Consider the following 14,174-nt stretch of genomic DNA (forward strand, 5'->3'; position numbering starts at 1 on the left):
TGTGAATTGCAATCATCTCGACCATGTGCCTGCGTAGAACCGCGAGATGCTCTTCGTTCATCGGCTTCATGACGGTGGGGCGCTCCTCAACCAGTCTGCTGCCTCATAGCCTTATACCCTGTTCGTCTTGTCACAGTAACCATGTCGTCGAGAACGCGGCTTCGGTTGGGGCGGGTTGTACCGCCCTGCTATTTCGTCGCCGTCCTTGGTGCTCTCCCGTTCCTCGCACCGGGGTGGAACGGCGTGCGCATCAGAAGCTCGCCAGCCAGGCGACAACATCGATATAGCGGATCGCCAGCCAATTGAGCACCAATAGGCCGAAGGCCAAAACGACGCCGAACCCTGCGCTGTCGTTCACCGGCTCCATCCCGTGCTGATCGTGCGTGATCTGGCGATTGACGATGGCCGAACCTGGGCGAGCCAGCAGCGCGATTCGCGCTGCAGGCCGGCCATACAATAATCAGCGTTAGCCCGCGTGGCGCTGCTGAGAAGAACCGGAATTTCGTGATGGCTTGCCGCCGCCATTGGCGCGGCACTGGGGGACTGGCTGTCCTTCTGGATCGGCAAACGGCTTGGAAAGCGGGTTTCGCACTATTGGCCCCTCTCCTGTTCTTCGAGCGGTGGGGGGTCGCCGGCGCTTCTTCGGTCCCTTGCGTGCATCCGTACCCATGGTGGCGGGCATCTGCGCGATGCCCGCTCTGACGTTTCAGTTTGCCAATATCGCTTCGGCTCGCCGGAGTTCGTAGCCGACGTTGCACGGTTTTTCGACGTCACGAGAGGACACGTCTTGCTCGCCGGTCCCAAGACGATCGCGAGCGTTCCGGATTTTGCTCGCGCGGATCGGGAACTTGTCGTCGTTCGCTCCAGTATGGATCCCGAGGACACGCTCAAGCGCTTTGCCGGCCGTGTCGTCTTCATCGGCGGCGGTCCACCGGTCTGGGACGCCTACGCGCGCTTCGTCAGCCACTGGGATGTCACGCGGCTGCCCTATGACGGGCCGGCGGACCGCTGGTTCGATGCAAGATGGCTTACGGGGTGGCGAAGTTGCCAGAAATCACCGCGACCAATGAAGGCTCGGCTCGTATCGATCTGGGATTATTTAGACCACCTCGCGACCCAAGTTCCAGACCGCATTTTATGCAACTTTACATCGAACACAGAACCGACAGCGGCGCAGCTTGCAATTATTTCGCCGAACGGCGTCACACGGTGATGGTCGTGCAGCACCAGCCCGCGCACAAAACGATCGCGGACTCCTTCCTGCAACTGGTGCAATCCCCGAAAGTCCTGCGGAACCGTTTGCGGAGGCCTTCACCTCGATACCGACGACCCGACCGCGTCGATCCTCGATCACGACGCCGACCTCCTCCTGATCCTTGGTCCGGTAGTGTGAGAAAGACACCCGTCGCTCTGACCACCATGCGAGCTTCAGGAATTCCGACACCACGAACCTCTCGAGCAAAGCACCGAACCGCGATCGGTCCTACGTTCTTAGTCTACGGCCGCTCACAAGATTGTAAACAATCTGATAAAGTTTTGTTGACAGGTGATTGATTTGAGCCTTCACTCACAAAATCCGCGTATCGGTCGAGTTCTGTCGCAACAATGCGCGGCCTCCAAAGGGGAAAGAACAATGATCAACAGACGTTCAATAATCACATCCGCGGCGCGCGGCGCCGTCTCCGCGCTGGCAATCATGGCCGGCGGCACAATAGCGGTGCACGCCGCCAACAAGGAACTCAAGATCGGCTTTGTCGGCGTGACGAGTGGCGCGGCCGCTGCGTGGGGCACATCCAACGTCCGCTCGATGCAGACGCGCGCCGCCTGGATCAACGAAACCGGCGGTGTGAAGATTGGTGACGAGACCTATGACGTCAAAATCGTCACCTTCGACGACCAGAAGGACCCGAAGCGGGCGATCGCCGGCATGGAGAAGATGGCCCAGGAGGGCATCCACTATGTCGTCGGTCCGAATGTCGACGACGGCGCGGCGGCGGTGCGTCCCGTGGCAGAATCCAAGGGCATCATCTATTTTCCCTACGCATTCCCGAAGGAACTCTACACCCGCCGGCATCCAACGCCGTGCTCGGCATGATCGCCAACTACCAGTCGGCTCCGGCGATCTACAAATATCTCATGGAAAACAGGGGCGTGAAAAAAGTTGCCTTTGTCGCCGCCAACGAATCCGATCCGCTGAGCCAGCGGGATGGCGGTGTTGCCGCGGCAAAGGCGCTCGGGCTCGAGGTTGTGGCTGCCACGGATGTCTACCAAAACGACACCCGCGATTTCACGCCGGTACTGACGCCGATCGTTTTGCAAAAACCGGACCTGCTGGTGCTTTCGGGCGTCGCGCCGGGCAATGCGCCGCTGCTGATCCGCGCCGCGCGCGAGCTCGGCTACGAAGGCCTGATCTCCACCGAAACGGCGCAGGATGCCAAGGTGTTGGAAGAGGGCGCGGGCGAGTTGGCCAACGGCTTCATCTCGGTCGGCGGCGCATCGACGCCCGAAATCGCGTCCGACACGATGAAGGAATTCGTCGAACGCTATACGAAAATGTTCGGCGAATACAATGACGAGTCCAACACCAAGGTCTACGCGCTCGAATACATCATCGAGACGCTGAAGGCGAACCCGGCCGCGATCGACAATGTCGAGGAGTTCAAGAAGACGATCGACACTTTCTCGGCGCCCAATCCCTATCTGAAGGACGATGCCAAGCTGACCTATGTCGGAATGACGTCGTTTGGCCAGAAGCGCCAGCTTTCGGTCCCGATGGTGGTCACGGAATACCGCGACGGCAAGTTCGAGACGCTCTTCGTCGCTCAAGTCGATTGACGCAACTGCACTGAAGCGGATTGCCGCAGAGACTCGAGCATTCGTCTTCAGCCTCTGAACGGCCGGAACCATCCTGATGGAACAAGTCATCGCCAACGGGCTTTATCTTGGCGCGCAATACGCGTTGATCGCGCTCGGTCTGACCCTGATCTTCGCGCTAATGAACGTGCTTAACTTTGCCCATGGGCAGATGTACGTTCTCGGCGGCTTCGTCACCTACACCGTCTATGGCCAGCTCGGCATGCCTTTCGTCGTCGCGCTCGTCGCGTCCGGGGTCACGCTGCTGGTCATTGGAGCGCTTGTCGAGAAATTCCTTTTCAGGACGGTGATTAAGCGAAGCGTGCGGGAGGAAAGTACGATGCTTCTCGCGGCGGCGGTCGCATTCTTCCTCGACGCCGTGATCCTCCTCCTGTTCGGCGAAAAGCAGCGCGGCGTGCCGAAGATCGTCAAAGGCGTCTTCGTCTCCGACAGCCTCATAATGCCTTACGACCGGCTGCTGGTCGGCGCACTCGCCATACTGTTCATCGCCTCCTTCGTGCTTTTCATGCAGTACAGCAAGCCGGGACGCGCCATGCGGGCGCTGGCGCAGGACCGGGTCGCGGCGCAGCTGATGGGCGTCGAGGTCGACCGCTATTCGATGATCGGCTTTGCGCTCGGCGCCATGCTTGCCGGCATAGTCGGGGGGCTGCTGGTCGCCATCACCGGCGTCAATTCGGGCATCGGCGGGCCGATCTCGATCAAGGCGTTCTTGATGGTGATGATCGGCGGGGCCGGCGTGGTCAGCGGAGCGATCGCCGGCGGCTTCATCCTCGGCATGATGGAATCGGTCGGCCTGACGGTCCTACGCCAATATGGCGACGTCACTTATCTCGTCATCTTCGCCGCGCTGATGGTGTTCCTGAGCATCCGCCCGAACGGGCTCATGGGCAAGCCGTGGGGATGATGGACATGAAGCGTACACGCAACATCCTCGTCGTCGCTGTCTTCCTGCTGGTCGTACTCGTCGGCGTGCCCTGGCTGATCGAGGCGACCGGTCGGCTCGACCTCTACTACACGCTGACCTCGGTCGCGCTGCTCAGCATCGCCAGCGCCGGGGTGTGGGTGACTTTCTACATCGGCCGCATCAATATCGGCCAGGGCGCCTTCGCGCTTATGGGCGGCTATGTTTCGGCCATTCTTGTCGTCCAGTACGGTGTGTCGTTCTGGCTGACACTGCCGCTGGCTGGGCTATTCTGCGCCGCTGCAAGCGTGCTGATCGGACTGCCCATCCTCAGGCTTCGCGGCGTCTATTTCGCCATGGTCACGCTGGTTTTGACCGAAGTGGCGCGGCTGCTCGCGCTGGCGCTGCCGATCACCAACGGAGCCAAGGGCATGGTCAGCATTCCGCTCCCCGGCGGCATCTCGATCTTCGGGCTGACCATCCTTCCAGATTTCGCGACGCTCGCCAATCCGCGTCCCGCCTTCTATCTGGTGTCGGTTGTGCTGATGGCGCTGTGCTTTGCGGCGCTCTACCGCCTAGTCCATTCGCGCATTGGCAAACTCTGCCAGTCGTTGCAGCAGAACGAGGAACTGGCCTCCTCGATCGGCGTCAACATCGCCTATCTGCGCGTTATCGCCTACGCCTTCTCCTCATTCCTCGGCGGTCTCGGCGGTGCGATGTTCGTCGCCATCTCGCAGTCGATCTATCCGTCGAGCTTCACCGTCACCGACTCGGTGAACTTCATGCTGAACTGCTTCCTCGGCGGGCTCGGCCACGTCTTCGGGCCGATGATCGGCACCTTCGTGCTCTATTTCGGCTGGGATTTCCTGTTCGAGACCGGCGAGTTCCAGTTGCTGATCTTCTCTTCGGTGCTGATCGCGCTGATGCTGTTCCTTCCCAACGGCCTGCTCAGCCTCAGGCTGTTCGGCAAGAAGCAGGGCTAGGACCATGACTGAGCTTCTCCAGATCAAGGCCGTGAACAAACGCTTCGGCGGGCTGGTCGCGGTCAACAATGTTTCCTTCGCGGTCCGCGAACGCGAAATCCTCTCCGTCATCGGCCCCAACGGCGCCGGCAAGTCGACGCTGTTCAAGTTGATTTCCTCTTTCCTCAATCCGACCTCGGGCGAAGTGCTATTCCGGGAAGAGCGGATTTCAGGCCTGGCGCCGCATATCGTCGCCCGGAAGGGCGTGGTGCGCACGTTCCAGGAGACGACGATCTTCAAGGGCATGACGGTGCGCGACAATGTCATCATCGCGCATCACCTGCGTTCCAATGCCAGCCTTGCCGGCTTCTATCTCGGCACGAACACCGCACGGCGCGACGAGGATGAATTCGGCCGCTCGGCCGACGAGATCATCGACTTCCTCGATCTCGGCACGCAACGGCATGAGATCGCCAGCACGTTGCCGCACGGCCATCTGCGCGCGCTCGGGATTGCCATCGGGCTCGCTACCAACCCGACCGTGCTTCTGCTCGACGAGCCCTTCGCCGGCATGAACCATGACGAAACCGTGCGCGCGGTGGAGATGGTGCGCGGCGTGCGGAAGCGCGGCGTGACTGTCCTGCTGGTCGAGCACGATATGCCCGCCGTCATGAACATTTCCGACCGCATCGTCGTCCTGAACTTCGGTGTGAAAATCGCCGAGGGAACGCCGAAGGAAATCCAGGAGAACGAAAAGGTCATCGAGGCCTATCTCGGCGTCGAAGATGAGACGATCGGATTTTAGCCATGAGCGAACTGCTGAAAGTCTCCGACATCGAACTCTACTACGACCATGTCTATGCACTGAAGGGCGTGTCGCTCAACGTCAACGAGGGCGAGACCGTCGCGCTGATCGGCGCGAACGGCGCGGGCAAATCCTCGATCCTGCGCGCCATCACCGGCCTGAAGAAAGTCCGCAGCGGCGAGATTCATTTCCGGGGCCACCGCATCGACGGAACGCGCCCGGACGAGCTGGTCAGGATGGGCATCGCCATGGTGCCGGAGGGTCGGCGCGTCTTTTCCTACATGACGGTGCGCGACAATCTGATGATGGGCGCCTTCACCCGCACCGACAAGGCCGAAATCGCCAGGACGCTGGACATGGTGCTCGCGCGCTTTCCGCGCCTGAAGGAACGCTATTCCCAGACGGCGGGCACGATGAGCGGCGGCGAACAGCAGATGCTGGTGATCGGGCGGGCGCTGATGGCCAAACCGAAGCTTCTGCTGCTCGATGAACCCTCGCTCGGCGTCGCGCCGAAGCTCGTCCAGGACATCGCCCGCTCCATCGTGGCGATCAATCGCGACGAAAAGGTCAGCGTTCTCTTGGTCGAGCAGAATTCGCGCATGGCGCTGCGCATCTCGCAGCGCGCCTACGCACTGACGACCGGAAAGATCGCGCTGGCCGGACATTCGGCTGAGCTGCTTGGCGACGACCGGGTCAAGAAACTCTATCTCGGCGGCGAAATATGAAAGCGCAAATGGACATACTCGTCGTCAATCCCAACACCACCGCGTCCATGACCGAAAAGATCGGCGAGGCGGCGCGCGGCGCGGCTTCGGCCGGCACCAGGATCATCGCCGTCAATCCGAAGGACGGGCCGCCGAGCGTCGAAGGCTATTTTGACGAGGTCTTCGCCATCCCGGGAATGATCGGCGAGATCCAGAGACATCCGGCGGCGAGCGCCTGCGTTATCGCCTGCTTCGACGACACCGGCCTCGACGCAGTACGCTGCGTCGGCGAGATGCCGGTGGTCGGCATCGGCGAAGCGGCGTTTCACATGGCGAGCCTAATTGCCGGCAAGTTCAGCGTGGTGACGACGCTGTCGCGTTCGGTGCCGGCGATCGAGCACAATCTGGTGCGCTACGGCCTCGCCAGCCGCTGCGCCAGGGTGCGGGCAAGCGACGTTCCCGTTCTGGAGCTCGAAGTGCCCGGCTCCAACGCCCGCCATCGAATTTCGGAGGAGATCGAGCGCGCCATCCGCGACGACCGGGCCGAAGCGATTGTGCTGGGATGCGCCGGCATGGCCGACCTCGCCGCCGCGCTCAGCCGCGAACATGGCCTTCCTGTGCTCGACGGCGTCGCCTGCGCGGTACAACTCTGCGAGAGCCTCGTCAGCCTTGGCCTGTCGACCTCGAAGCGCGGCGGCTACCAGGTTCCACTCGAAAAATCCTTCGCCGGAATCTTTGCGCCCTTTTCGCCCTCCGGCCGTGTATCCTGATGCGTGCAAAATTGTTGACACTCCCACACAGGATGTTCGATGTCCGGCCGGAAACGCGGTGTTCGCGCCGCTATGCGATCCGGCCGCCGGGACAATGAGACGATGGACCTGCTTGGACCAAAGACACGGGATGGCGACAAGCCGACGATGCGCTGGTTTCCGGTCTATGCCGGCCTGCGCGACGCCATCGTCAGCCACCGCCTCGCACCGGGCACAAAGCTGCCCGAGGACGAGCTCGCCTCGATCTATTCGGTGAGCCGCGCGGTGATACGCGCGGCGCTGCAGGCGCTGTCGCATGACCGCTTGGCTCGGCTCGAGCCGAACCGCGGCGCGTTCGTCGCCCAGCCGACCAAGCAGGAAGCGCGCGAGGTGTTCGAAGCGCGAGCGCTGATCGAGCCCAAGGTCGCGGCGCTTGCCGCCGAAGTGGCAAAGCCGGCCGAGATCGCGCAACTGCGGCTTCATCTCGAAAAAGAGCACGAGGCCCTGCATGCCGGCCGCGACAGCGACGCCATAATGCTGTCGGCAAAATTCCATGTCGGCATCGCTGAAATCGCCGGCCATTCGATCCTGACCGGCTTCGTCAAGGACCTGTTGTCGCGGTCGTCGCTGATCATCGCGCTCTACTGGCGCCGCCGCGACACCACCTGCGAAAGCCACGCCCATCACGCTCTCGTCGATTCCATCGAAAAGCACGACGCAAAAAACGCGTCCGACCTGATGCAAAGTCATCTCATCGACCTTCTGTCGGGCCTTGATCTGTCGCTTGGCGAGAAGAAGCCCGAGAGCCTGTCGGACATCTTGCGCTGATCTCCGCTGTCAAACTCTTCGCCGGAGTTCGCCTATGTCCGCACGTGCTGGGCGTGATCGAAGCAATGCATAGCATGCATCGATCCATGAGGACTGCTTCTTCGTTCCTGCCGTCATAACAGTAGCGCTCGTTGAGTCCGCGGCGCTGCCCTCCAGCTTCGGCTACTCCTGCTGCCGCACAACGGACGGGCAATGCGCCGATCAGAGCTTGAGGCACGCAGTCGCAGCAAGGATTGGCAAACTGCCGGTTTTTCTTACGGCCTTTAGATACGACCTGATGCGATCGGTCGATGGCCCTCGCGAGAGGCCAGTTCCAGTTTATGCGACTTTGGAAGCACAAAAGGGGAACACCTAGCGGCTTATGTGTTTTCGACGTCAACAGCCTCTGGCGGTCAGATCGGCGATCGACCGGCATTGTGAATGCCTGGAAGGGGCCGGAACCGGACTGTCAGCTTTCAAGATGACTGGACAAGATAGCCGGCCCTTGCGTCCAGCCCCGTCTGACCGCTGTGCGCCAGAAGCGACCTTTCGGACCACTGGGGCTAATGGACGACCTCCTGGCTTTGGCCGGGCGGGCTCGTCAGGGCGCCGCGATAGGTGTACAATTTTAGCCATGTTGGGTCCGGGGCCGGATGATGATCGTCCCTCCATTGAACCGGAAACTGCTGGCGATCCTTGCAGCGGATATGGTCGGCTATTCAACGGCGATCGAAATTGACGAAGCTGGCACCATCGGACGCCTGAGAGCTATCCGGGCCGACGTAACCGATACGGCGATCGCTCTGCACCAGGGTCGAATTGTCAAACTATTAGGAGATGGCGCACTTGTCGTCTTCAACAGCGTGGTCGATGCGGTAATCTGCGCAGCCGAAATTCAAAAAGCTGTGGCCGTTCGCAATGGTGGACTGCCGGAGCATGAGCGGATTGTGTTCCGCATCGGGATAAATCTTGGCGATGTGGCGCTCGTGGATGGCGATGTGTATGGCGACGGCGTCAATATCGCCGCTCGGTTGCAGCAACTCGCTGACCCGGGCGGCGTGATCGTATCGGGCACGGCCTTTGACCATCTGCAGGGCAAGCTTGATTGGCCCCTCGATTTCGCTGGCGAGCAGCAAGTCAAGAATATCAATCGCCCCGTGCGGATGTACCGGCTGAGGCTCGATGGCAAGCCGGCGCGCCGCCCGCTTCTCGGAATGATGCCGCGCTGGGCCAGGACGGCTGCGGCGGCCATCGTGGTGCTGGCTCTGGCGGGTGGAGGGACATGGTGGGTCTTTCAGCCTGCGCCACTGGGGGCCAAGCCGTCGATCGCGGTGCTGCCCTTCAATAATTATGGCGGCGACGAGGCCACCGGGCGTTTGGCCGATGGCCTCACCGAAGACATCATCACCGATCTCGCGCAGTTTCCCGAACTCGACGTCGTGGCACGCAATTCGACGCAAGCGTACAAAGGCAAGTCGCTGGATGTCCGCCAGGTCGCGAGTGCGCTCGACGTCGGCTATGTGCTGGAAGGCTCGATCCAGCGCCTGGGCGGTCGGCTGCGGATCACCGCGCAGCTGATCGATGCAAAAACCGGCAACCATCTGTGGTCGGAGCGATGGGACCGGCCTGCTGAAGACGTATTCGCCGTTCAAACCGAGATCGCCGAGCAGGTCACCAACCGCCTCGGCAACGGCGTGGGGCTGATTCAAGGCGCGGGGCGGGCTGCAGCGAAGCGTAAACGGCCGGACAACTTGACTGTCTATGATTACTACCTGCTCGGAACCGAAAGGATTGAAAAGATTACCGTAGCGGATGAGGAGGAGGCCATCAGGCTGCTCAACCTCGCTGTCGAGCTGGACCCGGGGTTCGCCCGCGCCTGGGTGGAACTTTATCATGCTCATAACATATTGGCTGGCTTCGGTATCAATCCCGAGAGCGAGATCAAGGCGGCTGCCGATGTAGCCGAACGCGCGGTGCGGCTCGATCCGAGCGACGCCGAGGCGCACGCCGTTTTTGGCATGAGCCTCAAAGACAAGGGCGACAACGCCCGCGCCAAGGTCGAGCTGGACACGGCCCTCCGCCTCGCTCCGGGTTCGGCCGAAATCCTGACATTCTATTCCGGCTTTGCGGCAGGCTTCGACGAACCCGAACGCGGCGCTCAGTTGGTCGACCAAGTTATACGGCTCGACCCGAATTACCCGATGTGGGCAACTGCTTTCTACTCCACTGCCTATTTTATGGCTGGTCGCTATGAGGACGCCTTGAAGATGCTGGAGCGCAAGACGCCCGATAACTACGGCAAAGGGGGTTGGGTGGTGCGTAGCAGCTCCTTTGCGGCTCTGGGTCGAATCGATGAGGCGAATGCTTCGGTCCGGGAAACCCTCAAACGGTATCCGGACCTGACCGTCGAGGGCATGGTCAATGAATTCAGCTTGAGCAAGACGGAGCGCGGTCGTTTCATCGAGACAATGCCGCTAGCCGGCTTCCCGGCGTGCGCCAAGACCGGGTCGCTGGCAAAACTCGCCAAACCTGTGCGGCTGCCGGAATGCGAGGCGGGGGAGGCGCAGCCTCTCGGGCAGCCATAGAACAAGCTCGGCGCAAAAGGGAGACGTGAGCCGCGAATCACCCCGGCACTGGCGGGCGCTGTCGCCGAAGGTTGGAGGCGATGACACATATGGTTGTGACGCCGCGCGAGGCTCCCGCTAGCGAACGAAGAACTCAGGGTCAAACGCTCAAGTGAGTATCCCTACGGTGGAAGCCGGCTGAGCAAGTGATTTTCTGAGCAGTGGCGATTATGTCAGGAATGGGCCGACAACGGATCGGCAGCTTCGAGCCCGTGGATATCGAAAGCGGACATTCACGTCGATGTGGGCATCATCATCATCTGACCCTGAACAGACTGGGAGCGAGGTGCCAAAAGCTTCAACGCCGAAGAGCGATTTAGGTCAAATCAGACGATCCTCATTACGACATCGATGTTGCCCCGTGTCGCTTTGGAGTAAGGACAAATCTCGTGCGCTTCATCCACCAGAATTTGTACCACATCGCGCTCCAGACTCGGCACGGCAATATCCAGTTGGACGCTAAGAAAGTGGCCGTTTTCTCCGTAGTTCAGATTCACCTCGGCCTCGATGCTCATCCCTGCAGGCAGCGCGATTTTTCGTTCGTGGGCCGCAGATGCGATTGCGCTTGCGAAGCTGGCCGACCAGCCGGCCGCGAGCAACTGCTCCGGATTGGTGCCGATGCGCGCCGATCCAGGCGTCGATAGCCAGATGTCCAGAAGACCGTCGGAACTGCGCGAGGCGCCATTTTCGCGACTGCCCGTGGTTGCGGTCCTGGCCGTATAGACAACCCTTGTGATGTGGCTCATGGGCATTCTTTGCTGGTAGCGGTAACCGCCGCTTCGGCGGTTGCCGCGAACTCGATCAGGCGTCGACTTCGACAACGGCATCGGCAAAGGCCTGCGGCGCTTCCTGGGGCAGGTTGTGCCCGATGCCGCCGGTGACGACCCGATGCGCGTATCTGCCCGGGAACATCGTGGCGTATACGCTGGCGTCCGGATGCGGCGCGCCATTGGCGTCGCCTTCGAGGGTGATCGTCGGCACGCCGATGACCGGTGCCTGCGCGAGTCGCTCCTCGAACGCGTCGTATTGCTGCTCGCCGGCGGCGAGTCCGAGCCGCCAGCGATAATTGTGGACCACAATGGCCACGTGATCGGGATTGTCGAAGGCTGCGGCGCTGCGCTCGAATGTGGCATCGTCGAAATTCCACCGCGGCGACGCGAGTTGCCAGATCAGCCTGGTGAAATCTCGTGTGTATTTCTCGTAGCCGGCGCGGCCGCGATCGGTGGCGAAGTAATATTGATACCACCATTGCAGCTCGGCCTTGGGTGGCAGCGGCAGCTTGCCGGCTTGCTGGTTGCCGATGAGGTAGCCGCTCACCGAGACCATCGCCTTGCAGCGTTCAGGCCATAGTGCGGCAATGATGTTCGCGGTGCGCGCGCCCCAGTGGCAGCCGCCAATCGTCGCCTTTTCGATGCCCAGTGCGTCCATCAGGGCGACAATGTCCGCGGCAATCGCTGACTGCTGACCGTTGCGCATCGTGTCGTCCAACAGGAATCGGGTCGTGCCGTATCCGCGCAGGTAGGGAACAATCACGCGGTGGCCTTTCGCTGCCAGCAGAGGAGCGACATCGGCATAGGTGTGGATGTCATACGGCCAGCCATGTAGCAGGATGACGGGCGGGCCGTCGGTCCGTCCAAGTTCCGCATAGCCGACGCTCAGCACGCCGGCCTCGATCCGCTTCAAGGGCCCAAAGGACGCCGCAGGCTCTCCAGTCGTCTGTTGCGCTTGTGCCGGGCCGATCAGGCCGAACTGAGTGGCGGCGACAGCCATCGCGGCGGCGCCAAAGAACCGACGGCGATCTTGGTCGATTTCATCGGGGATATTGAGCGAATGCATTTGGGAACCTCTATCCTTGCGCGGGCGATCAGCCGAACGTGAATGCAAAGACCTCCACGCCTGAGTCGAGAAACTCGATCTCGAACTGGCGATCGACGATGGGTTTCGATTGTCGGATCAGTTGGTACAGGCGCTGCTCTGTCACTGCGCCTTCGCCCATTTCATTGACGTCGATGCCGTGAGCCGTGCCTGGCGGCTGCCCGTCGATCAGCACGCGAAATCTCACAGACGTTCCCGGCGCTGCCGGACCCATGACCAGATGAAGGTCGCGCGCGTGAAAACGGTACGCGATGCGGGCATCGGACTTGTTCAGTACGGCGGTTTCTTTCCTTACCGTCCAACTGCCAGACAGCCCCCACTCATTCAGGCGTAGTCGCGCCGGCACGTCGTAGATGTGCGGCGCGTCCAAGACCGCTTCACCGCCGGAGGCAGAATTCTGGGTGCGTTCGTAGCCGAGATAATTTTCCGGAGACTTGAGGGTCTCCCAATCGGCCGCGGCCTCGATGCCGCGGGCATCCACCGACACAGGCTCACGGTCGAATCCGCCGGCGCCAGCCTCAGTCAGCAATTCCTGGATGACCATTTCCGACTGTTGGTATGAGCCCTCGCCAAAGTGGTGATACCGGACGCGTCCCCGCGAATCGACGAAATAGAGTGCCGGCCAGTACTGGTTGCTGAAAGCCCGCCATATGAGATGGTCGTTGTCGACGGCGATCGGGTAATCGATCCCCAGGTCTTTCACCGCCCGGTGCACGTTGTTCAGGTCTTTTTCGAACGAGAACTCCGGCGCGTGGATTCCGATCACCACCAAACCATGCTTCCGGTATTTCTCGTCCCAGGCCTGAACGTAGGGAAGCGTGCGCAGCCAGTTGATGCAGGTGTAGGTCCAGAAATCGATGAGGACGACCTTGCCATGCAAAGCCGACGCCGTCAGCGGCGGCGAATTTATCCACTCGTGCGCCACGCCAAGCGAAGCAAGCTCGGATTGACTCTCGAACTGGTCGGAGGAAAGTCCGTGAAGGAACGGAACCCTCATCGGTGCGGAGGGTATCGGCTGAGCCACATTCGTGTCTCCCAGAAAACTGGCAATCGGAGCCCCGATTGCCATTGCGAGCGCCACGGCGACGAGCAGCTTAATTGCTTTCATCGACGACGCCTTTTCAGTTTCGATCGATATCGCCGCGCAGACGGTTCAGCGGCGCGCTGCGCGCTGAATCCTTCAGAGCGGAAGCTCTTTGCCGGCCTGCTCAGCCACCATGTATTCCGCGTACCAGTCCGGCCAGTTCTCATCGCGCTGGCCGCCGTTGCGCTTCTCGTGCTCGCCGTGGGCCTCCGACGCGCGTCGCAGCGCGGCAACAAGATCCGCTCCGGAAGCGTAGGTCGTGGTGTCGATCCGGCCGGGAAAGCGGGTGGTGATTTCCTGCAGCAGCCATTCGTTGCCGTCCGGGTCCTTGAACGTCGCGAACGAGGAGTAGCTGCGCCGCTCGGGATCGCGCCCCTTGACCGCCGGCTTGCCGGGACCTGTGCGGTGAAACGCCTCGCTGACCTCGGCGCCGTGGCCAATGAGCTCGGCGCGCGCCGCCTCGATGTCCGACACGACAAGATAAAGCCCGCTTGCCGAGCCGGGCTCCGCCGTCGTGACCCCCGTGCCGAAGTGGATCGAGGCAGGCGAGCCCGGAGGTGTGAACTGCACACCCCGGAACGTATCGCCGACGACGAAATCGCCGTCGAGCCGCCAGCCCAGGCCGATATAAAAGCTCTTGGCGCGATCGACGTCCGAGACGGGGATGACCACGACCTCGAGCTTCATGTCGAGCGCCTGCTTTTTGAGGGTCCCGGTCGCAGTTTCGTGCTTTTCGTCACGGGGCGTTTTCATGGTTTGAGACATTTGTCGTTCCTTTCGAGTGAGGTG

General features: G+C 61.4%; 12 protein-coding genes and 3 pseudogenes. 9 read left to right on the forward strand and 6 right to left on the reverse strand.

Translation table 11 applies throughout. The annotated features are described in order from the left end of the window. Positions 1–70, reverse strand: a pseudogene (locus tag NKH71_RS06440) (protein-L-isoaspartate(D-aspartate) O-methyltransferase); the annotation flags it as partial. A 663-nt stretch (positions 71–733) separates the two neighbouring features. Here NKH71_RS06440 and NKH71_RS06445 point away from each other — a divergent pair. Then, positions 734–1,033, forward strand: a pseudogene (locus NKH71_RS06445) (diacylglycerol kinase); the annotation flags it as partial. A gap of 102 nt (positions 1,034–1,135) precedes the next feature. Here NKH71_RS06445 and NKH71_RS06450 read toward each other — a convergent pair. After that, the gene (locus tag NKH71_RS06450; protein ID WP_352791662.1) at positions 1,136–1,447 is read right to left on the reverse strand and encodes a DUF4143 domain-containing protein; all 312 of its coding nucleotides are present in this window, start codon (positions 1,445–1,447) and stop codon (positions 1,136–1,138) included. A gap of 186 nt (positions 1,448–1,633) precedes the next feature. Here NKH71_RS06450 and NKH71_RS33400 point away from each other — a divergent pair. The 8 genes and pseudogenes from NKH71_RS33400 (at position 1,634) to NKH71_RS06495 (ending at position 10,387) form a co-directional block, all read left to right on the forward strand. Beyond that, positions 1,634–2,835: pseudogene (locus NKH71_RS33400) on the forward strand (ABC transporter substrate-binding protein). A gap of 76 nt (positions 2,836–2,911) precedes the next feature. Continuing rightward, the gene (locus NKH71_RS06465; protein ID WP_023722333.1) at positions 2,912–3,778 is read left to right on the forward strand and encodes a branched-chain amino acid ABC transporter permease; all 867 of its coding nucleotides are present in this window, start codon (positions 2,912–2,914) and stop codon (positions 3,776–3,778) included. 5 nt (positions 3,779–3,783) lie between these two features. Further along, the gene (locus NKH71_RS06470; protein ID WP_352791664.1) at positions 3,784–4,758 is read left to right on the forward strand and encodes a branched-chain amino acid ABC transporter permease; all 975 of its coding nucleotides are present in this window, start codon (positions 3,784–3,786) and stop codon (positions 4,756–4,758) included. Positions 4,759–4,762: 4 nt separating this feature from the next. Next, positions 4,763–5,542, forward strand: coding sequence for an ABC transporter ATP-binding protein (locus NKH71_RS06475; RefSeq protein WP_023722331.1), 780 nt, complete (start codon positions 4,763–4,765; stop codon positions 5,540–5,542). A 2-nt stretch (positions 5,543–5,544) separates the two neighbouring features. Beyond that, on the forward strand, positions 5,545–6,267 hold the full coding sequence (locus tag NKH71_RS06480; RefSeq protein ID WP_023722330.1) for an ABC transporter ATP-binding protein: 723 nt from the start codon (positions 5,545–5,547) through the stop codon (positions 6,265–6,267). Between the two features lie 8 nt (positions 6,268–6,275). Beyond that, on the forward strand, positions 6,276–7,016 hold the full coding sequence (locus NKH71_RS06485) for an aspartate/glutamate racemase family protein (RefSeq protein ID WP_023722329.1): 741 nt from the start codon (positions 6,276–6,278) through the stop codon (positions 7,014–7,016). A 102-nt stretch (positions 7,017–7,118) separates the two neighbouring features. Continuing rightward, positions 7,119–7,823: a GntR family transcriptional regulator gene (locus NKH71_RS06490; RefSeq protein WP_023722328.1), complete on the forward strand. Its 705-nt coding sequence runs from the start codon at positions 7,119–7,121 to the stop codon at positions 7,821–7,823. A 635-nt stretch (positions 7,824–8,458) separates the two neighbouring features. Further along, positions 8,459–10,387, forward strand: coding sequence for an adenylate/guanylate cyclase domain-containing protein (locus tag NKH71_RS06495; RefSeq protein ID WP_352894777.1), 1,929 nt, complete (start codon positions 8,459–8,461; stop codon positions 10,385–10,387). Between the two features lie 365 nt (positions 10,388–10,752). On the opposite strand, the gene NKH71_RS06500 is transcribed toward NKH71_RS06495, so the two are convergent. The 4 genes from NKH71_RS06500 to NKH71_RS06515 form a co-directional block, all read right to left on the reverse strand. Next, positions 10,753–11,172: an Ohr family peroxiredoxin gene (locus NKH71_RS06500; RefSeq protein ID WP_031195077.1), complete on the reverse strand. Its 420-nt coding sequence runs from the start codon at positions 11,170–11,172 to the stop codon at positions 10,753–10,755. A gap of 55 nt (positions 11,173–11,227) precedes the next feature. Then, positions 11,228–12,262: an alpha/beta fold hydrolase gene (locus NKH71_RS06505; RefSeq protein WP_502900340.1), complete on the reverse strand. Its 1,035-nt coding sequence runs from the start codon at positions 12,260–12,262 to the stop codon at positions 11,228–11,230. Between the two features lie 28 nt (positions 12,263–12,290). Then, positions 12,291–13,409 (reverse strand): redoxin domain-containing protein, encoded by a 1,119-nt coding sequence (locus NKH71_RS06510; RefSeq protein WP_023722327.1) that lies wholly within the window; start codon positions 13,407–13,409, stop codon positions 12,291–12,293. A gap of 72 nt (positions 13,410–13,481) precedes the next feature. Then, positions 13,482–14,138 (reverse strand): VOC family protein, encoded by a 657-nt coding sequence (locus tag NKH71_RS06515; RefSeq protein WP_031195072.1) that lies wholly within the window; start codon positions 14,136–14,138, stop codon positions 13,482–13,484. Between the last annotated feature and the right edge of the window lie 36 nt (positions 14,139–14,174).

The organism is Mesorhizobium sp. M0983 (genome assembly GCF_040318975.1).
GTDB lineage: Bacteria > Pseudomonadota > Alphaproteobacteria > Rhizobiales > Rhizobiaceae > Mesorhizobium.